This window comes from Alteripontixanthobacter maritimus, assembly GCF_003340475.1.
Taxonomy (GTDB): Bacteria; Pseudomonadota; Alphaproteobacteria; order Sphingomonadales; family Sphingomonadaceae; genus Alteripontixanthobacter; species Alteripontixanthobacter maritimus.
In genome coordinates this window covers 871,149-888,925 of sequence record NZ_QBKA01000002.1, presented here as the reverse complement: position 1 = coordinate 888,925, position 17,777 = coordinate 871,149, and the positions used below count along the sequence as shown (strand labels likewise).

General features: G+C 58.0%; 16 protein-coding genes. 11 read left to right on the top strand and 5 right to left on the bottom strand.

The window, feature by feature from the left end; translation table 11 throughout:
* The first annotated feature begins 48 nt into the window (after positions 1-48).
* Both HME9302_RS04400 and HME9302_RS04395 read left to right on the top strand, forming a co-directional pair.
* Positions 49-2,190, top strand: a complete 2,142-nt coding sequence (locus HME9302_RS04400) for a GumC family protein (protein WP_181815682.1) — start codon at positions 49-51, stop codon at positions 2,188-2,190.
* A 77-nt stretch (positions 2,191-2,267) separates the two neighbouring features.
* A complete protein-coding gene (locus HME9302_RS04395; protein WP_115366013.1) occupies positions 2,268-3,371 on the top strand; it encodes a hypothetical protein in 1,104 nt (367 codons plus the stop codon).
* Here the strand turns inward: HME9302_RS04395 and HME9302_RS13645 are convergent.
* A complete protein-coding gene (locus HME9302_RS13645) occupies positions 3,348-3,512 on the bottom strand; it encodes a hypothetical protein (RefSeq protein WP_407641313.1) in 165 nt (54 codons plus the stop codon). The genes HME9302_RS04395 and HME9302_RS13645 overlap by 24 nt on opposite strands.
* Before the next feature lie 411 nt (positions 3,513-3,923).
* On the opposite strand from HME9302_RS13645, the gene HME9302_RS13640 reads away from it, so the two are divergent.
* From HME9302_RS13640 to HME9302_RS13550, 3 genes are read left to right on the top strand one after another with little or no spacing between them, the layout of a single operon-like run.
* Positions 3,924-4,556 (top strand): glycosyltransferase, encoded by a 633-nt coding sequence (locus HME9302_RS13640; protein ID WP_407641332.1) that lies wholly within the window; start codon positions 3,924-3,926, stop codon positions 4,554-4,556.
* Positions 4,553-6,022, top strand: coding sequence for an oligosaccharide flippase family protein (locus HME9302_RS04385; RefSeq protein WP_115366011.1), 1,470 nt, complete (start codon positions 4,553-4,555; stop codon positions 6,020-6,022). Before HME9302_RS13640 ends, HME9302_RS04385 begins: the two co-directional genes overlap by 4 nt.
* On the top strand, positions 6,019-6,621 hold the full coding sequence (locus tag HME9302_RS13550) for a CatB-related O-acetyltransferase (protein ID WP_115366010.1): 603 nt from the start codon (positions 6,019-6,021) through the stop codon (positions 6,619-6,621). The genes HME9302_RS04385 and HME9302_RS13550 overlap by 4 nt, the downstream gene beginning before the upstream one ends.
* 26 nt (positions 6,622-6,647) lie before the next feature.
* Here the strand turns inward: HME9302_RS13550 and HME9302_RS04375 are convergent, their stop codons facing one another.
* Positions 6,648-7,286, bottom strand: coding sequence for a class I SAM-dependent methyltransferase (locus tag HME9302_RS04375; protein ID WP_115366009.1), 639 nt, complete (start codon positions 7,284-7,286; stop codon positions 6,648-6,650).
* A gap of 367 nt (positions 7,287-7,653) precedes the next feature.
* On the opposite strand from HME9302_RS04375, the gene HME9302_RS04370 reads away from it, so the two are divergent.
* On the top strand, positions 7,654-8,241 hold the full coding sequence (locus HME9302_RS04370; protein ID WP_115366008.1) for an SGNH/GDSL hydrolase family protein: 588 nt from the start codon (positions 7,654-7,656) through the stop codon (positions 8,239-8,241).
* 31 nt (positions 8,242-8,272) lie between these two features.
* On the opposite strand, the gene HME9302_RS04365 is transcribed toward HME9302_RS04370, so the two are convergent.
* Both HME9302_RS04365 and HME9302_RS04360 read right to left on the bottom strand, forming a co-directional pair.
* Positions 8,273-10,324, bottom strand: coding sequence for a hypothetical protein (locus tag HME9302_RS04365; RefSeq protein ID WP_115366007.1), 2,052 nt, complete (start codon positions 10,322-10,324; stop codon positions 8,273-8,275).
* Positions 10,325-10,380: 56 nt separating this feature from the next.
* Positions 10,381-10,650 (bottom strand): spike base protein, RCAP_Rcc01079 family, encoded by a 270-nt coding sequence (locus HME9302_RS04360; RefSeq protein WP_115366006.1) that lies wholly within the window; start codon positions 10,648-10,650, stop codon positions 10,381-10,383.
* 330 nt (positions 10,651-10,980) lie between these two features.
* On the opposite strand from HME9302_RS04360, the gene HME9302_RS04355 reads away from it, so the two are divergent.
* Complete coding sequence (locus HME9302_RS04355) at positions 10,981-11,982, top strand: glycosyltransferase (protein ID WP_181815681.1); 1,002 nt, start codon at positions 10,981-10,983, stop codon at positions 11,980-11,982.
* Between the two features lie 17 nt (positions 11,983-11,999).
* On the opposite strand, the gene HME9302_RS04350 is transcribed toward HME9302_RS04355, so the two are convergent.
* The gene (locus HME9302_RS04350; RefSeq protein WP_115366004.1) at positions 12,000-12,653 is read right to left on the bottom strand and encodes a class I SAM-dependent methyltransferase; all 654 of its coding nucleotides are present in this window, start codon (positions 12,651-12,653) and stop codon (positions 12,000-12,002) included.
* Positions 12,654-13,038: 385 nt separating this feature from the next.
* Between HME9302_RS04350 and HME9302_RS04345 the strand changes: the two genes are divergently transcribed.
* The 4 genes from HME9302_RS04345 to wecB all read left to right on the top strand — a co-directional run bounded on the left by HME9302_RS04345 (position 13,039) and on the right by wecB (position 17,774).
* Positions 13,039-14,463, top strand: coding sequence for an O-antigen ligase family protein (locus HME9302_RS04345; RefSeq protein WP_115366003.1), 1,425 nt, complete (start codon positions 13,039-13,041; stop codon positions 14,461-14,463).
* Positions 14,460-15,233: a WecB/TagA/CpsF family glycosyltransferase gene (locus tag HME9302_RS04340; RefSeq protein ID WP_115366002.1), complete on the top strand. Its 774-nt coding sequence runs from the start codon at positions 14,460-14,462 to the stop codon at positions 15,231-15,233. The genes HME9302_RS04345 and HME9302_RS04340 overlap by 4 nt, the downstream gene beginning before the upstream one ends.
* A 136-nt stretch (positions 15,234-15,369) precedes the next feature.
* On the top strand, positions 15,370-16,623 hold the full coding sequence (gene wecC / locus HME9302_RS04335) for a UDP-N-acetyl-D-mannosamine dehydrogenase (protein ID WP_115366001.1): 1,254 nt from the start codon (positions 15,370-15,372) through the stop codon (positions 16,621-16,623).
* Positions 16,620-17,774 (top strand): non-hydrolyzing UDP-N-acetylglucosamine 2-epimerase, encoded by a 1,155-nt coding sequence (gene wecB / locus HME9302_RS04330; RefSeq protein WP_268243473.1) that lies wholly within the window; start codon positions 16,620-16,622, stop codon positions 17,772-17,774. The genes wecC and wecB overlap by 4 nt, the downstream gene beginning before the upstream one ends.
* Positions 17,775-17,777: the final 3 nt, after the last annotated feature.

Sequence of the window (17,777 nt, the reverse complement as noted above, 5' to 3'; positions counted from 1 at the left end):
AATTTGCTCCAGAGCGAACGAGCGACAACCGAGCAGCCAGGAGGGTTTATGCCCGAAGGCTTCAGCTTGGCCGACTTGCGAGCGATGGCTTGGCGGCAGCGCAAGATGGTGGCGATCCTGGCCGGCATTGCGTTGATCGTTGGCCTTATCATCACGCTGCTGCAAACGCCGATGTACGCTGCCGCTGCGACAGTGCGGGTAGATAATGAAAGCATCCGGGTGACGGAGGGGCAGGATGCCAACCCGGTTATCAACGCATTCGAGACGGATCGTTACCTCAACACGCTTGTGGAAGTGGTGCAAAGCCGCGCCATGGCGCTCGAAGTGACGGACGATCTGAATTTGGCGCAGAACGAAGCGTTTCTGCAGCAGATGGGCTTCGCGCCGGAAGAAATCGCTGCAACTTCGGCAGCCGACATCGCCAAGCTTCGCAACGGTGTTGCGGACCTGTTGCAATCGCGCGTCGTCATGACTGTGCCGCAAAACAGCCGGGTGGTCTCGATCACCTATACATCGGAAAGCCCGACGGCCTCGGCGCAGATCGCCAACGCTTACGCCCGCAATTTTGCCGAACGCAATGCCAGCGGAAAGGCCGACGCCAACGAATATGCCGGCACCATTCTCAACCAGCAGGTTATCGAAACGCGCGCAGCCTTGCAGGAAGCGGAAGTGGCCGCGGTAGAATACGCCCGTCGCAATCGACTGATCTTTGCCGAAGGCGGCACCGCCGGCGACAATGAAGGCAATGCGGCGCCGGTAGGCCAGTCTATCGTGGCTGCAAACCTGACTTCGCTCAACCAGGCCTATGCCGATGCCCGCGCACGCCGCATCTTGGCAGAGCAACGCTTTCGCGGTTCGCGCGGGGTCGATGCGCTCAGCCTGCCGGAAGCGCAGCAGAACGGTTCGCTACAGAACCTTCTGCAACAGCGTGCCAGCACCCAGGCAGAATTGCGGCAGTTGCGCGAGCGCTATCTTGCGGACTATCCCGCAGTCCAGCAGACACAGGCAAAGCTGAACACGCTTCAAGGACAGATCGACGCTGCGGCACAACAGGTCCGCACTTCGATCAAGACCGAATATGAAGTGGCGCAGCGGCAAGAAAGCGAGCTCGATGCGGCCCGTTCCGAACTGGCTAACGAGACATTGGGCGAACAGGATCGCCGTGTGCAGTTCAACCTGCTTACCCGTGATGCCGACAATCTGCGCGAGCGGTTAAGCGACTTGCAACGTCGTGCCGCTGAAATCGCCGGCGCTTCCGATGTGGATGCCAACAACATTCGTGTGCTCGATCCAGCTGGCGTGCCCAGCGGACCGGTTTCGCCAAGCCTGCCGAAGAACATGGCGATCTCGCTGATTCTGGGCCTGCTTGTAGGCGGGGGTCTTGCCGTACTCAGGGAAGCCAGCGATGATACGCTCTACTCACCCGACGACGTGGAGCGGACGCTCAACGTGCCATTGCTCGGCAGCACACCGCTGGTGGATACGGTCGACACCGACGATCTGGAGGACGCGAAGAGCGATATTGCCGAGGCTTATTATTCGATCCGGGCGGCCATCGACATGGCGACGGGTGGCAGTCGTAAAAAGATGCTGCAGGTTACCAGTTGCCAGCCGGGCGAAGGCAAGTCGACGACCTCGCTGGCTATTGCGCAGGACTTCGGAAACATCGGGCGGCGCGTGCTGTTGGTTGATTGCGATTTGCGCAAGCCCAGCCTGCACAAAATTTACGGCATCCCGAACGAGCGCGGCCTGATGGACGTACTCGCAACGGAAGTTACATTGGAAGAAGGCATACGCCGCGCAGGAACCGGTGGCAGCAATCATGCTTTCGACTTCATTCCGCTCGGCACGCGTCCGACCAATCCCGCACAGATATTGAGTACGCAATTGCTACCCGACCTGCTGGCGCAGTTGCAGGATGAATATGACGTCATCATGCTAGATTCTGCGCCGGTTATGGGTCTTGCGGACGCGCCGATGCTGTCGCGTACTGCCGACCATACTATCGTGGTCACGGAGGCCGGCCGGGCCAGCACTGGCCAGACCCGTACCGCCATGCGCCGCCTGACGGAAAATGGTGCGAATATTGCTGGCGTCGTGATGACAAAATTCGATTTCCGACAGGCTGGCTACTCCTACGACTACCATTACAGCTATTACAGCTATGGTGATGAAGCCGAGGCAGGCTGAGGGGTGACATCTGCCGAATTGCGCCAGCTCGGTCGTTTGTACTTTGCATGGAGATGCCGTTTGGGTGAGCATAAACCATGATAGCGCGTTGGCTCGGCTGGCTGGTAGGTATCGCTTTGGCGGTGCCCGTATTCCTGGCCTGGGGCGGAACCGGTCTTGCTCTCACTCGCAACAGTCTTGCGATGGATGTGCCATTTGCCAATACACTTATTGCCCCGCGTATGCTGGAAAGCGAACGCATCGTCTTGCCGGAACTGCAAACGAGGCGAATGGCACTGGAAGCCCTCGAAGTATCGCCGCTGCAACAGCGCGCCATGCTTGCGCTAGCACAGCAGGATATGACCGAGCCGGCTACTGCGACCGCACTCCGAGCACGGATGGCGCAAACCGGATGGCATGATCTGCGCGTGCAGCAGCAGCTGTTCCTTAAAGCTGCATCGGCCGAACGTTTTGATGTGGCCATGGTCCACGCAGAGGCCATGTTGCGCCGCCACGACGAAGCCCGCCCATGGTTTTCGCAGCAGGTTCGGCAATATGCCGCTAACCAGCGCTTTCTCGCCGCCGCGGAACAGCGGCTGAATGATCCGGGAAAGTGGTCGGAAGGCTGGCTTCGCGCCGAGTACTCTGCCCTGCCCGCGCGTTCGTTAGCCGAAGTTTTTGCCGCGCGTAGTGCTGCTGGCAACCCGATCAGCCGTGACACCGCGGTACCAATTATTGCTGGATTGGCCGAACAGGGCGACATAAAAACCGCTGCGCAATTGGCCAGATTACTGAACGACGGTGCCAGCGATACGCGCAGCCTGATCGCCCCATGGCCATCACGCGAAGCGCAGCAGCGACCGAGCCCATTCGACTGGCGTATTCCAGCCGGATATGCAGTGCTCGAAAACGCAGAAGCCAGATCTCTCACACGAATTCCCGGAAATGCCAGCCGCCCGGTCGAGCTTACTGCGGCGCTGGCACCCGGCACCTATGATTTTCGCACCGATGGTGCGGCAATGGGCGTGTGGTCGTATGGCTTTTCTTGTGTAAGCCTGCCTCAACCTTCGAAGCCTTTGAATACTGCGCAAACCATTGTGGTACCCAGCAACTGCCCGCGGCAGTTTTTCGCAGTGGCGGCCAGTCCTGCGGCCATTGGTCAGGACGGTTTGGCTCCTCTACGCCTCGACGCGCGCGATTGAACCGAACCGGACATGCCCGTAGCGAACGACAAGGCGCGCATCGTACATGTCAGCGCCGACTTTCCCGATGCGTACGCCGCGCAGAAAACGCCAGCTATTGCGCGTTTGGTCGAACTGTCCGATCATGCTTTCGAAAACCATATAATTTCGCTGAACCGGCGCAATCCATCCAAATTCCGGTATGCCTGGCCAAATCTGTCGGTCGAGCGGGTTGCGCAGGACGGACCGGTTACCACCCTCGCTTATACCGCCCCGCCCGTTGGACTACATCATTGGCGGTTGCTCAACAATCTGGGTCACCAGCTGGCAGAGATGCTGCGAACAGTGCCACGTCCTGATTTACTGGTGGGACACAAGCTGACTGTCGAAGGTATTTGCGTTGCCCGTGCGGCACAGTTGCTCGGCGTACCTTACGCACTGTCGGTGCAAGGCAATACCGACACGCGCATCCTTCGGGCGAGGCCGGATCTGCGCGGCCGGCTTGCGCGAATCTACAGCGAAGCGGCGTGCATCTTCCCGTTTGCTCCATGGGCACAGCGATCGGTCGAAGAGATGCTGGGCGTAAGTGCGCGAAGTGCGACCCTGCTTCCCTGCGCGATGGCTCGCGACACGATTATCCCGCCTCGGCAGGGCGGGGACGGGCTGGTAACGGCCTTCCATCTGCGTAACGCGAAACTGAAGAACCTTCCTGCAATGACAGCTGCGATGGCAAACCTTCGCCACAGCCTTCCTAACGCCACCTTGTCCGTGATCGGTGGCGGCTCGGCGTCCGACGTAGCTGCTGCCGAGGCGATGGCGGGCGACGGTACCACTTTCGAGGGGGCCATCGACAACGCAGCTATCGCCAGGCGGTTTAATCGGGCAAGCGGCTTCGTCATGCCGTCCAGCCGCGAAAGCTTCGGTCTGGTATTCATCGAAGCGCTGTTTGCTGGATTGCCTATTGCATATCCCGCAGGCACTGCGGTTGACGGGTATTTCGACGATTGTCCGTTCGCAATTCGGGTCGATATGCGCCAGCCCGGGGCGTTGGAGAATGCCATGCGCACCCTGCTCGAGGACGAAGACGACTTGAAAGCGGCGCTGGCTGAGTGGCAGAAAAGTCCCGCCGCCCAGCGCTTCACACGCGGCACAATAGGCGACAGATTTGTGTCAGGATTGCGCGATGCGATCGGTACCAAGCGATGAGCGTCGGCCGCAACGCCGCCTATAACCTCGCCGGATTCGGCATTCCGCTGGTGCTGTTTATCGTCACGATCCCGATTTATATCGGGTTGATCGGGCCTGCCCGCTATGGCGTGCTGGCGATAGTCTGGCTAGTGCTCGGACTTGGCGGCCTGCTCGATCTTGGGCTTGGGCGTGCCGCAAACCAACGCGTAGCCTCCCTGAAGAACGACACGGCGGAGTCACGACGCGCCGCGCTAGGCACGGCGCTTGCAACCAATGTACTGATCGGGGCAGTTGGCGCGCTGATCATCGGCGGCGTCGCCTATTACGTCTTCGCCCACGCGATGAAAATGCCTGACGAGCTGCGTACAGAAGCGGTTCCGCTGGTTTCCTTTATGGCACTCAGCCTGCCAATTGTGACCACCATCGGTATTCTTAGTGGCGCCTTGATGGGCCGGGAGAAATTTTTCGTGGTCAACCGGATCACGATTATCAACGGCGCTTTATTTCAGCTCCTGCCTCTTGCAATCGCCCACTTTGTCGGGCCTGAATTAATGCCGCTGGTGGTGGCAGCGCTTTGTGCCCGGGTCGCAGCGCTATTTCTGCTACTGCGCGAGTGCCGCCGCGAATTTGGTCGAGGTGCCTTACTACTATGGGAACGCGTACAGTTCGTTTCGATGTTGAAGTATGGCGGGTGGGTTTCCGCGACCGGCCTGATTGGCTTGATGTTGGTCTTCTCCGACCGGCTGCTGATCGGTACAGTGCTGGGCGCGGTCGCCGTCACGATCTACGCCGTTCCGCTCGACGCGACTAGGCGGATTGCTGTGCTAGCCGACAGCCTGGCAAATGCGTTATTTCCGCGACTAGCATTAGCTAACAAAGAGGAAAGTCGCGAATTTTCAGCATACGCCGTTGGCGCCCTTTACGCAATTACAACGCCCCTGGTAGCGGGTTTTATCGTTGTGGCCGAGCCTGTTATGCGAATTTGGTTGGGCGATGATATCGGTGGCCAATCAGCTCCACTGGCTCAAATTTTGGCAATTGCGGGGTGGGCGAATGTTTTCGCCAAAGTACCATACGCGCGTCTTCAGGCGCAAAATCGACCGCATCGCGTGGCGCAAATCATGCTGGCCGAACTGCCGCTCTATATTCTTGCCCTATGGTTTGCGCTGGGATGGTTTGGTCCCGCGGGCGCTGCATGGGTCTATCTTGCGCGTACCGCCGGTGATACTGTAACAATGTTCTTGGTCGCAGATGGTCGGCTCCAAAATGGTGCGGCTTTGCTAGCGACCTTCATGGTCTTATTGGGAATGACGATTGGACTTGGTGTTTCGAAACCGCTTGGAGCGCTCACGGCTTTTGCGTTGGCTGTTCCTGTAACTCTCGTTACTTTGGTGGCTAGCTGGACGATGACACCACCGCCAATGCGTGCCTGGTTAAAGGGTTTGGCTACGCAAATTAGGAGCGGTAAGGAAAAGGGCGCATGAGGTATCGCCCTTTGTCACACCGCCTTGCCAGCAGGCTGGGTATCAAGATCAGGCCTAAACAACTGGCTAAGGTCTATCCGCAATACGATATCGGGCGTGGAAGCTACGGTGATCTCGAAATCCTCGATTTTGGAGAGGGAACGACATTCCTCATGGGCGCCTACTGTTCCGTCGCGATGAACTGCAAGGTCATCCTCGGCGGTGGGCATCGTACCGAATGGGTCACGACATACCCTTTTTCTGCGCTTGAAACCGACCTAAAACATATCCCCGGGCATCCGGTCACGCGCGGCGACGTACGCATCGGCCACGATGTCTGGCTGGCGAGCGGCGTTACGATTACGTCAGGTGTAACCATCGGTAACGGGGCGGTCGTGATGACGGGTTCGGTAGTAACGCGCGATGTCGAACCCTATGCAATCGTTGGGGGCGTGCCGGGACGCGAAGTGCGCAAACGCTTCGATGCGGAAACGATAGATCGCCTTCAGGCCGTCAAATGGTGGGACTGGCCGCACGAACGCATCGTCGCCGCCGGAACGCTCATGTTGTCCGACGATATCGGTGCGTTTTTGCACGCTGCGGAATCAGGTGAAATTTGACTGCTTCTCAAGCGACCTGAAGCCTATCAATCGTCGCGGCGAACCCTGATCGCAAATTGCAGTGCCGAGAAAGTGTTGATGATCGGCAGTTTGACCAGAGTCCGATCGATCCGGCCTCCCGATGGTAGCAAAGCGACCGACTCTAGCGTCAAACCACTCGACGTCATCAGTTCGATGGCGGTTTTCTTCACGAAGAACCGCAAATGGGTCCGATCCAGAATGCCGGAGTCCCGGTACTGCCATTTATTGCCCAGCAACAACGGTACGGTGACAGAACGGTGCCGCACGTTGGGCACACTTGATACGATCACGCCGCCGGGTTTCAATTGTTGGTGCAATCGCCGCACCATGGTCCAGGGATCTTCCAGGTGTTCAAGGATGTCCAGGGTCAGGATCGTATCGAACGGACCTTGCTCCTCGCCAATTTTTTCGATGAAACCATCCTGCGTTAGATCGCCCTGGTAGTTGAAGTCGAGCTTCGATCCCGGTGCCGGTTCGACCATATCGACGACCCCCACACGATCGGCCAATCCTTGTCTGCGAACCTCCGTTGCCGTGGCGCCATCGCCCCCGCCCAGGTCCAACAACGTACCTCCGCGCGGAACATGAGGCAGGACATCGTGCCGGACGTTGGAGTGATAATTGACAATGGCCGGATCGGACATGGCTGGCTCGTCCTTGTTAGTAAGATTGCGTGCGTTGACCGCGCCGCGTCAGGCCGTTGCCCTTAAAGCGTTTTAGGCTCGCTTGCCAATGGTGGTTGGAGTGGTTAGCGAGCGCGCAACTGTCGGCTCGGCCGCGTGACTCAAGGACAATTGATGGACCATCGTAAACTCGACAAACGCCAACGCCTGAAACGAGATATGTTTTTCTATGTGCTTGGCACGATCGTGCTCGTCGTCGGTCTGGCCGTGGTTTTGCCTCGAATGTAGAATGTCGGCGCATCACCTCCCGAGAAATAGGTAGCATTACCTGCTTTGATAGGGAGTTAACCGGATAGCGGGCTAGAGGCGTTTGCGCTCTTGCCGTTATATGGAACGCCTGCTCTTTTTCGTTACATTATTCGCCTCCGGTTCGCTGGCCGGAGCAGGCCTGTTTCAATTGAACGATTATGATCCCCCGGCCTATCCCGATAGCAGGACGCCGTTCGTGGTGAATCTGGCGCAGCAGTTTGGGAAGGCTGACACGTTGGTGCTGGGCGATAGCCTTATCGAACAGACCAACATGGACGGTGCCTGCGGAACGACTTTCAACGGTGGTATCGGTGGAGCGCGGCTGCAGCACGCTATCAAGGCCGCACCGGAATTGATTCAAGCCACCGATCCGGACACAATAGTCATTGCACTTGGCGCAAATCATTTTGCCGCCGGAAATGAGATCGGAGATTTTCGCAGGCTTTACCCCCAGCTTCTCGAACTGGCCGGCGAACGTGAACTCGTGTTGGTCGGGGTTCCCAACTCCGACGTGGCCAGCAGGAACGTGGCCGCGCTCGCCAGAAAGACGGGCGCGACCTACGTTCCTGCAATAAAAGGCCCAACCGGCCCCGATGGCCTGCACCATAATGCGGAAGGGTCCCGCGCCTATCGCGAGGCCATTTCCCAGGGGTGCGCACGCGCCTGAACAGCCGTGCATCGACCCACAAGCACGCTACTCAGGCATAAGCGCCTGCAGCCTGCGCCCCGCCGCCACGCGCCATACCATCCATATCGAAGGCGAGGACCGGTTTGGGCTGGATAGCCCGCGCCGCACTTTCCGGCAGCAAGTGGTAATCACCGCCGCCCATTCCGGCTACGGGAGCCTCTGCCGTGCCCGAAGTGCTGCGATCGTTCACGAACAACACCTTTCCGGCCCCGATCCTAGTGCCGGGTCCGGCGAAATCCTGCTCTTCCGCTTCCGGGAAGTTCGCATGCGAAACTGCGTAATTACCGCTGCACCCGACCCCGTGATTAAATGCGAACTGCCCAAGCCGTGTGCCATCCTGAGCGAAAATATCGCCCTTCGTATTGAGCTGTTCGCACAGGTTCCCCTTGAAGCTGTGCAGCCGATGTTCGCGCGCGCCCCCTGCGTTTTCATCGTAATAGAGGTTCCATCGGCCAAGCTGACCCGCGCCGGTTCCGATATTGTGATGGACCACGCTGTGCCGCGATGCTCCGCTTGCAGCGGCCAATAGAAACGCGGCGACCTGAGCCGTAGTATGCGTAACCTCGATAAGATTTTGCACCACCGCGACGGGTCCGACGATATCCGCCACGCCAACAGCCGACAGTCCGATGGGGCCTGTGCTGGCTACAGGTGAGAGGAACAGATTGCCGTGGTAAATCACTCCCTTCGCAGCGTCCGCCATTCTGCCTGCGTTGGCGCGAGTCAGCCTGCAACACAGTGTTACCCAAGCCTCTGGGCCGCCCCCCGCCAAATCCGCATCGAGCGCACGCAAGATGCGCACTTCACCCGCCGCGGTCTGCGCCAGCGTGTTGGCATAGCCGGTCATCTCCATGCCGAAGATCGAAACATGCGAACTGGTCCGCCAGGTTCCGGGCTGTCCGTTATTCCGCATCACCACGTCGTGAAACTGCACATGCAGCGGCGCCGCCGTCTCTCCGTAGAATGCCCATCCGGCGGTGCGATCGATGGTGCAGTCGCGGAATGTCAAAGCGCCTTCGGTGATGCCGGGCGAATGGTCCTTGAAATAACATCGCAAATGCGTGTTCCAGCGCACGACAGCGTTGCTGCGGCTGGTTTCGGGTGCTCGTTCCACGACCACGGCGGCGCAGTCTTGCGGATAGCTAACCGCATAGGGAACGCTGCCACTATCGACCGTATCCAGCACTCGAACACGCAGGCCGTCCATCGTACCACGGCCGTTACCCAACACGGTGCGAGCGCGAGCCCAAGCGCCGCCCAAGGTTCGGCAAGGCTTTGCCCGAGCAGTTGCGCTGTCAGATGACACCTCACCCAGGGCATCATCACCAGTAGACGCCACATACACCATCGGTGGGTTAGCTGCGCGGGTGACGTTCTTGCAGAACCAGCGGCGCGAGAATTCCCGCTGGCCAGTGCGCGCTTCGCTTTTCAGCACGCTGCCGGTACCGCCAAACCAGGGGAACACTTCCGCTTCCAGCCAGAACGGGCCGTCGGCCAATGCGCCGATGTCCAGATCGCCCTCGAAGCATTCCATGGCGGATGCATCCTGGCAAAGTGTGGATATCGACGTTTTACCGACCGTCTGCCAAGGCGACGCCTCGGTGCCGTTATTGGCTCGCACCCGTACCGCGGCGACCTGACGGCCAACACCGGTTATCGGATCCGAGCGCGCGTCACGATGATAGGCCGCTATTTCCCAATGGACCGATCCTGCAACCAGCTCGCATGCGGGCATTATCCAGGCTGCAATGGGTGGCGGACTGGTTTCCAAACTCCCGTTTGTAAAACCCTTCGCTATATCCTCGGCATAGATATAATCCGACACCGCAATCCGGTCTGCCGTAAATGCAGCTTCGTCTGGGTATGCCTGGCGGACACGCTTGGTCAGCAGCACGCTTTCCTTCCAAGTGGTAGCCATACCGGTTTGGTCGAAGCCGGCCCGGTCCACCGGAACGGCGGCAAAGGACAGATCCCGAGGCGATGCGGTGGTGACGGACCAGCCATCGGTTCCAACCGCGCCGGTAGGTTGCCACGGCGCCACAGGCACCGCACCGCCATTCATCAGCAAATGCGCCCGTGATCGTACGTTTGATCCGAATCCAAAACCCAACGCCCCCATCAGGCGAGCGCCACGATGTCGGCAGCGGTCGTGCCGCTTGCACGGACATTGGTAACGCGAATGTCCAGGATCATACCGGCAGGCACATTGCGGAAGATAACATCAAGATTATCGTCGGCGCAGCGCAGCGTAATGTCCCCGCTGGTTCCGACATACAGCGCCTTCGGCACCCTTGGCAGGTTTTCGGTGTCCGAGGGGCTGACAGCAAAGCAAGCCCGTGCCGGGGCGGACGGCGTATCGGAATGGCCGGAAAAAATATCGAGCGACATAAGCGATTCTCCAGTTGAAACAAAACAAGAACAGGCGCGCTATGAGCAAGGCATTGCTGTAGGAAAGCGTTTTCTGTGATTCGGCATAGATGGATCGCCGCGGTCGTATGCTGAGAAACACGGTCCGTGTTGGCGAGGAATCTGGCTAGTGCAGTTTTGACTTTGGTAGGCAACCGGACCAGTGAACTCGCCTGCAAACATAGCCCGTGTTCATGACAGCCGGACCGCCCCGAATGCATCAAGATCATTGGTTCCTATCTTTGTTTGAAGCGCCAGAGCGACAAGCAGAGTCTGGCCGCCTGAAGGGACCGGGAAATGGCTAAAACTGAATTGGAAACGCCGACCGTGCTCCTGGTGACCGATCCGCCGGGGCTGCCATGCATCCCGGCCCAGGCGTGTGTGTTGGAACTCGACCGTGTCATTGCTGATACGATCGCGTGTAAGGTCGTGCATGCCCCTTCGGAAGTGGGGGAGCATGGTGATCTTCCGTGGATTTTCACCGCAATCGGCTTTGCCACCCTGGTTGCCGATCTTGCAGAATACAGGGACAGAATTTCCGCGAATGCGAAAGTTTACGCCTATGTTTTTGATGGATTTTTATCGCCAAAACTCGTGAAGATCCCGCGCGCCTTGCGGCCGTTTACCAGCTATCGCAAGTTGCTGAGCCGGGTCGACGAAATTTTCACACCCATGAGAAGCCTGATCGCAGAGCAGGCGGACCTGCTTGGCACCAAGGTTTCCTACATGCCCATCGGTGTCGACACACGATTGTTCGGCAGTGACGTGCCAATGAAGTCCAGACCGATCGATGTGAACGGATATGGCCGCCAGCCCCCTGAATTGAGCGCGGAGCTCGCACAGTATCACAACATTGAAAAGCGCGGGTTTTTCCATCATACGAACCATATGACGATAGGCGCTCTTACCGATTGGGTAGCGCACCGAGCTCACTTCGCCAGCCTGCTACGCTATTCGAAGATTGCTCTTGCCTACGCGCCTGAAGCTTACGACCCGCATAACCGATTTACCTGTTCTTTCGTTGGTCAACGCTGGTACGAATCGATGGCTGCAGGATGTGTTATTGCCGGCCAACGCCCCAGCGCACCGGAAACGAGCGATCTGTTCGACTGGCCCGATGCTCTGCTAGAGTTGCCTGACGAAGCACCCGAAGCGCGTGCATTTCTTACCGATCTGGCTTCGCAATCAGACCATCTACAGGAGATCGGATCAAGGAACGCCCGCGAAACTGCCGAGCGTCACGATTGGCGCATCAGACTGCGCGAAATGTTTAGGAAGGAGGACGGCATTATAGAGCGAAGCTATGATGTATAATCGCTATCCTTTAGAAGTTAACTGGCGTTTCTATAGAGAATTAATGATTTATTGAGCCCCAGAAACTTCTCGGTTGTCAATTTGGATTCCGGAAACAGCGCTTTACATTGATCGATGGATAACAAGCGTGTTCCCCGGACAGCGTGAAGCGCTTTTTGATAGTCTCCGATACGGCCTGCTGTTGCGATGGAAAACTTTTGCAATAGTCTGGCTCGTACCGATTCTGGCAACCAGTGGAACCCTGGAAATTTCCAGAAATGAGGATCGATGGGAAACCAGAAATTTGGCGTTTGCACATAATGTGCCGGGGCCAGTCGCCGCGTTTCACAAGCAAAGGCGGCAATTTCTGCTTGCCCGCCAACATGCTCGATAACGGAGTTTGAATGAACGATATCGAAGGAGCCGTCGGGTAAATCCAACTGGGTGGCATCACCAACGAGCATCTTGAAAGGTCCTGTTCCAAGGTCGTTGGCTTCCAAATTTACTATCGTGACTGTAAAGCCATTCTCGTTGAGGAAGTTCAGACCGACGCGCCGCCAGTAATGCGCCGTCCCACCTAAATCGAGAATCCGCCGCCCGTTATTTACTAGGAACTTGCGGAGAAACCTGTCTCTACGACTGCGCAGCTTATATGATAACGAACGGTTGTTCCGTGGATCAGACAGCGACATAATAAGGTCTCGTTCGTGAACGTTGACTTCAGTACCGATACTGAGACGGCGCCAAATTTACAAGCGTTTCCAGTTAGAAAGAGGAAGCAATCGCTTCTAAAATCTGGACGAGCCGCGCACGGCCATGAGCGATAGTGGTCTGAATGGCTGGCGATGACAGGGAAACGCTACTAAAGCACCTTGCCAGATGCTACGCGAGAAACCGCCGCGGTCTTGCAGCCGCTTTGATGAATTGTTTCGTTTCGTTTCCCCCCATCCCAACCATACCAAAGGTCTGCTTACATGTTTCGGAACTGCGGCCGTTCGGTCAAGCCATGGCCGGCCTGTAGAAATGGGAACCAGCCGGCCTGTTTCGGGGCGCTAATAATTTGCACAAATACCGCCAATGTTACTGACCATGGATAGAAGCAGACCAATAACACTCGCGAACGCCGCTCACACGGGAAGACCGACCGTCTGGCTGCTGGTTATTTTCATTTATGCGCTTTTGCTACCGCGCGAGGTTCGCCTCTCGGCCGGCGACCTTGTGTTCTTTGCCGATCGGCTGGTTGCCATCGCTGCGCTACCCCTAATTATTTCAGCCTTTGCCAATCGTGCCTTAAGGATTACGCTCTGCGATACGCTGCTCGGGCTTGGCAGCTTGTTTATCTTCGTCAGTATGAGCTACCATTACGGTATTACGTCCGGCCTTGAGCGCGGGGGTGCGCTCGCTCTTGATACCGCGATGGCTTATTTCATAGGCAGATACTCGGTACGCAATATGGCAGAATTTCGCACGGTCATGATATTGATCGTCTTTGGCTTGTTGATCGCTGGCGGCTCGATGGCACTCGAATCAATCAGGGGTGCGCCAATTGTAAAGCCTATATTTGCAGGGATTTTCGGGCCGTTACCTTACTACGATGCTGGTTTGGAAATAACCGGTCAAACGCTACAAAGCGAATATCGGCTCGGCCTCTTACGGTCCAGCGGACCGTTCTCGCATCCTATTCTTGGCGGGCTAATACTATGCTCAATCCTACCAATTTATTTGATTGGGGGAATACGCAAATGGCCCCGCATCGCCGGTACGATTGCTGCCCTACTCAGTTTCTTTTCCCTTAGCTCTGCCGCTCTCATCGGTCTTTTCCTAGGCTTTGTAATGATCTTCTACGATTGGTTGCAAAGCCGCACCATGCTTTTGAGTTGGAAGACCGCGATAATATTTACTTCGGTTATCATGCTATTGTTGCAGGTTTTAACTCAAAGCGGGGTATTCTCGTTTATCGTTCGATATCTGACTCTAAGCGCCGCTACCGGCAACTATCGTATGTTGATTTACGAATTTGGTTTCGCGACTGCTTTGAACAATCCGATTTTCGGTATTGGTTTTGCCGGGTACGACCGCCCGGCCTGGATGGTCAACGCAACTGTCGATTCCCATTGGCTCCTTTTGGCATTGCGCCATGGGTTTCCCACGGCCCTGCTATTTTTCGCACTGGCAATAGTATCGATTAACATGGTCGCGAAAGCAGCTGGCCGATCGCGAGGGCAGGATGCTCTATTTTATAAATCAATCGCAATTCTGCTTTTCTTACTAACCTTCCTTGGATTTACGGTCGCGTATTTTGGCGGCGCCAACAGCTGGTACTTGGCCTTTACCGGCGCTGCCGTGTCCCTAGCTTTGAGCGATACGGCCCAGCGCCGCGCTCAATTGCCTAACGTCGTCCGGCCATCGCATTCTGGCGTAACCAGCACACACAGTCCCGCAGGTGCTCTACCTTTGCCTAAAGACCGTCCGCCAGAGCATGTACGCTCATACACCGCATGACCCGCCGAATCAGGTTCTTCGACACGCCGGTCGATCTTTTGACCATGGATCAGACGGTTGCGCGCGCCGAAGCCGCGATGAGTGCACGCGATACCGATCCCGCTAGCCCGCCCGTTCGCCATACGGCGCTAAACGTGGCCAAGCTTATCAAGCTCGACAAGGATCCCGAGCTGGCAGCAGATGTTCGGGGCAGCGATATCATTGGGATCGATGGTATGGGGATCGTGCTCGGGTTGAAGATGTTCGGTGTAGACGGCGCGCAGCGCGTGCCTGGGGTCGATCTGTTTCTCGAACTGCTCGCTCATTGCGCGCGCACCGGTAGGCGGCCGTATATTCTCGGCGCAAAACAATCGCAGCTCGATGCCGCTATAATCGAGGCCAAGCGCCGCTTCCCCGGCTTGGAATTCGCCGGATCGCGCCACGGTTATTTCGCTCAAGAAGACGAGTCGGAAATCGTCACCGGTATTCGCGAAAGCGGCGCGGATTGCCTGTTCGTCGCCATGCCGACGCCGCACAAGGAACGCTTCCTCAACCGCAATGCCAGCAAGCTGCGCGTACCCTTCATCATGGGTGTAGGCGGCAGTGTCGATGTTCTGGCCGGGCATGTCAGCCGCGCGCCTGAATGGATGCAGCAAGCGGGGCTTGAATGGTTCCACAGGATGGTGAAGGAGCCGCGCAAGATGGTGGGCCGTTACGCCAGCACGAATAGCGCGTTTGCCATGCTTCTGCTGAAAACGCGGCTGAGCGGACGGAACCCAATTTCGTCGTGATCCGGTCCATGCTTCGACCAGCCCTTTACCGGCAATCGGTTTAAACAGCTGCAAACTTGCCCGTGGCAAAACGCACCCGGTCCGCTATGGGCTTCACGACTGCAATTCGATGGGGGGCCTTAGGGCCAATCCGTACATGACGACAACTGACGCACCACAATTCGATGTGGCCATGATCGGTCTCGGCTATATCGGACTGCCAACCGCTGCCGTAATCGCCCGCTCCGGCTTGAAGGTCCGCGGGGTCGACGTGACGCAAAGTGTGGTCGACACAATCAATTCGGGCGCGGTGCATATCGAGGAGAAGGACCTCGACGAGCTGGTCCACCGCGTCGTGGAAAGTGGGCATCTGTCGGCCGCAACACAGGCCCCGGTGGCGGACGTTTATCTCATCGCGGTGCCCACTCCGTTCAAGGGTGATAACCAGCCCGATATCTCGTTTGTTTTAAGTGCGCTGCGCATGATCGCGCCGCAGGTTCGACCGGGAGCCTGCGTGATCCTGGAATCGACCTCGCCAGTGGGTACGACCGCAGCGATCGCGCAATTGCTGGCGGAGTTGCGTCCCGATCTTGCTGTGCCGGGCCATTCCGACTCCCCGGACATTGCCGTCGCCTATTGCCCCGAACGCGTGCTCCCTGGAAAAATTATCGAAGAATTGGTCGCCAACGACCGCGTGATCGGCGGATTGACCGATGCCTGCTCAGTGCGCGCGGCGGCGTTCTATCGCGGGTTTGTGGATGGCGAATGTGTGCCGTCGAACGCTGGCGCGGCGGAAATGGTCAAGTTGTCCGAAAACAGCTTTCGCGACGTGAACATCGCCTTCGCCAATGAACTGTCGCTGCTGGCCGAGGAACAGGGCATCGATGTTTGGGAGGTCATCCGGCTGGCCAACCGGCATCCGCGCGTGAACATCCTTCAGCCCGGCCCCGGTGTTGGCGGACATTGCATTGCGGTCGATCCATGGTTCTTGGTTGCAGGTTCGCCCGAAACAGCTCGCATCATCCGTACCGCCCGCGAAGTGAACGACGCGAAGGCCGTTCATGTCGCCAATCGGATGCGCGCCATGCTGGACGCCGCGCCTGACGCGAAGCTTGCGCTGCTGGGCCTGGCGTTCAAGCCGAACATCGACGATTTCCGCGAAAGTCCGGCATTGGAAATTGCCGAGGAACTGGCCACCGATTACGGACCGCGCCTGTTGGTCGTAGAACCATTCACAACCGAACTGCCCGGGACGCTGGCGCAACGCGGCGCGCAGTTGGTAGATTACGATACGGCCATGGACCAGGCCGAACTGGTCGGGGTACTGGTCGATCATGATGCGTTCAAGGATGCGCCCCGCAGCTTGAGCGAAGGCAAGATAACCTACGACACGCGGGGCATGTGGGCGTGAGCGCTCCAGCCAAGACCGCCGGACAACCGCGCATTCTGGTTAGCTTCGGCACCAGGCCGGAAGCCATTAAGATGTTTCCGGTCGTACACGCTTTACGCAATCACGGCGGGATGGACGTGCGCGTGGCGGTCACGGCGCAGCATCGCGAATTGCTCGACCAGGTGCTGGAGATCGGCGGGATCGTGCCCGATATCGATCTCGATCTGATGCAGGCCGGCCAATCGCTCGACGATCTATCGGCCCGCATCATCACCAGCTACGGCGCGGCGCTGGACGAATGGAAGCCGGATCGCGTGCTTGTGCATGGCGACACGCTGACCACCATGATGGTGACGCTGGCGAGTTATTTCCGCAAGATCCCGGTTGGCCATGTCGAGGCAGGCCTGCGCAGCGGGGATATCTACTCCCCGTGGCCCGAGGAAGTGAACCGCAAGGTTACCGGCACTGTCGCCGATCTGCATTTTGCACCGACCGATGGGGCTGCGGCCTCGCTGCGGGCCGAGAATGTGCCGGACGCAAATATTCACATTACCGGCAACACGGTGATCGACGCCCTGCTGTCGACGCATGACCGAGTGGCAAAGGATGCTTCCTTAGCTAATGGGCTCGATGAAGTGGCCTCGCGCTTCGCTGGGAAACGGATCGTGGCCTTGACGGCGCATCGGCGTGAGAATTTCGGCGAGGGAATGCGCAGTATAGCCGCTGCGGTGGGGCAGATTGCAGACCGGGACGATGTCGCCGTCATTTTCCCCGTACACCCCAATCCGAACGTGCGCCCGGTGATGGAAGCGGCGCTCGCAGGACGCGAAAACGTCGCCTTGATCGAGCCGCTCGATTATCCTCATTTCGTCCGTTTGATGGGTATGGCGGAACTGTTGCTGACCGACAGCGGCGGCATTCAGGAAGAAGCGCCAAGCCTCGGCAAGCCGGTACTGGTGATGCGCGATACGACCGAGCGTCCGGAAGGCATCGACGCCGGTACGGCCAAACTTGTCGCGACCGACCGGGACCGTATTGTGAGCGAGGCAAATCGCCTGCTCGACGATAAACAGGCCTATGACGCGATGGCGCAGGCGCATAATCCGTATGGTGATGGCAAGGCTAGTGCGCGGATCGCTGCGGCAGTGGCGACGGCTCACGGCCTCGCATAACTG

Excerpts from the sequence above, each read along its gene's own strand:
- HME9302_RS04400 (WP_181815682.1), top strand. The coding sequence starts at position 49 with ATGCCCGAAGGCTTCAGCTTGGCCGACTTGCGAGCGATGGCTTGGCGG.
- HME9302_RS04395 (WP_115366013.1), top strand. The coding sequence starts at position 2,268 with ATGATAGCGCGTTGGCTCGGCTGGCTGGTAGGTATCGCTTTGGCGGTG.
- HME9302_RS13645 (WP_407641313.1), bottom strand. The coding sequence starts at position 3,512 with ATGGTTTTCGAAAGCATGATCGGACAGTTCGACCAAACGCGCAATAGC.
- HME9302_RS13640 (WP_407641332.1), top strand. The coding sequence starts at position 3,924 with ATGCTGGGCGTAAGTGCGCGAAGTGCGACCCTGCTTCCCTGCGCGATG.
- HME9302_RS04385 (WP_115366011.1), top strand. The coding sequence starts at position 4,553 with ATGAGCGTCGGCCGCAACGCCGCCTATAACCTCGCCGGATTCGGCATT.
- HME9302_RS13550 (WP_115366010.1), top strand. The coding sequence starts at position 6,019 with ATGAGGTATCGCCCTTTGTCACACCGCCTTGCCAGCAGGCTGGGTATC.
- HME9302_RS04375 (WP_115366009.1), bottom strand. The coding sequence starts at position 7,286 with ATGTCCGATCCGGCCATTGTCAATTATCACTCCAACGTCCGGCACGAT.
- HME9302_RS04370 (WP_115366008.1), top strand. The coding sequence starts at position 7,654 with ATGGAACGCCTGCTCTTTTTCGTTACATTATTCGCCTCCGGTTCGCTG.
- HME9302_RS04365 (WP_115366007.1), bottom strand. The coding sequence starts at position 10,324 with ATGAATGGCGGTGCGGTGCCTGTGGCGCCGTGGCAACCTACCGGCGCG.
- HME9302_RS04360 (WP_115366006.1), bottom strand. The coding sequence starts at position 10,650 with ATGTCGCTCGATATTTTTTCCGGCCATTCCGATACGCCGTCCGCCCCG.
- HME9302_RS04350 (WP_115366004.1), bottom strand. The coding sequence starts at position 12,653 with ATGTCGCTGTCTGATCCACGGAACAACCGTTCGTTATCATATAAGCTG.
- HME9302_RS04345 (WP_115366003.1), top strand. The coding sequence starts at position 13,039 with ATGTTACTGACCATGGATAGAAGCAGACCAATAACACTCGCGAACGCC.
- HME9302_RS04340 (WP_115366002.1), top strand. The coding sequence starts at position 14,460 with ATGACCCGCCGAATCAGGTTCTTCGACACGCCGGTCGATCTTTTGACC.
- wecC (WP_115366001.1), top strand. The coding sequence starts at position 15,370 with ATGACGACAACTGACGCACCACAATTCGATGTGGCCATGATCGGTCTC.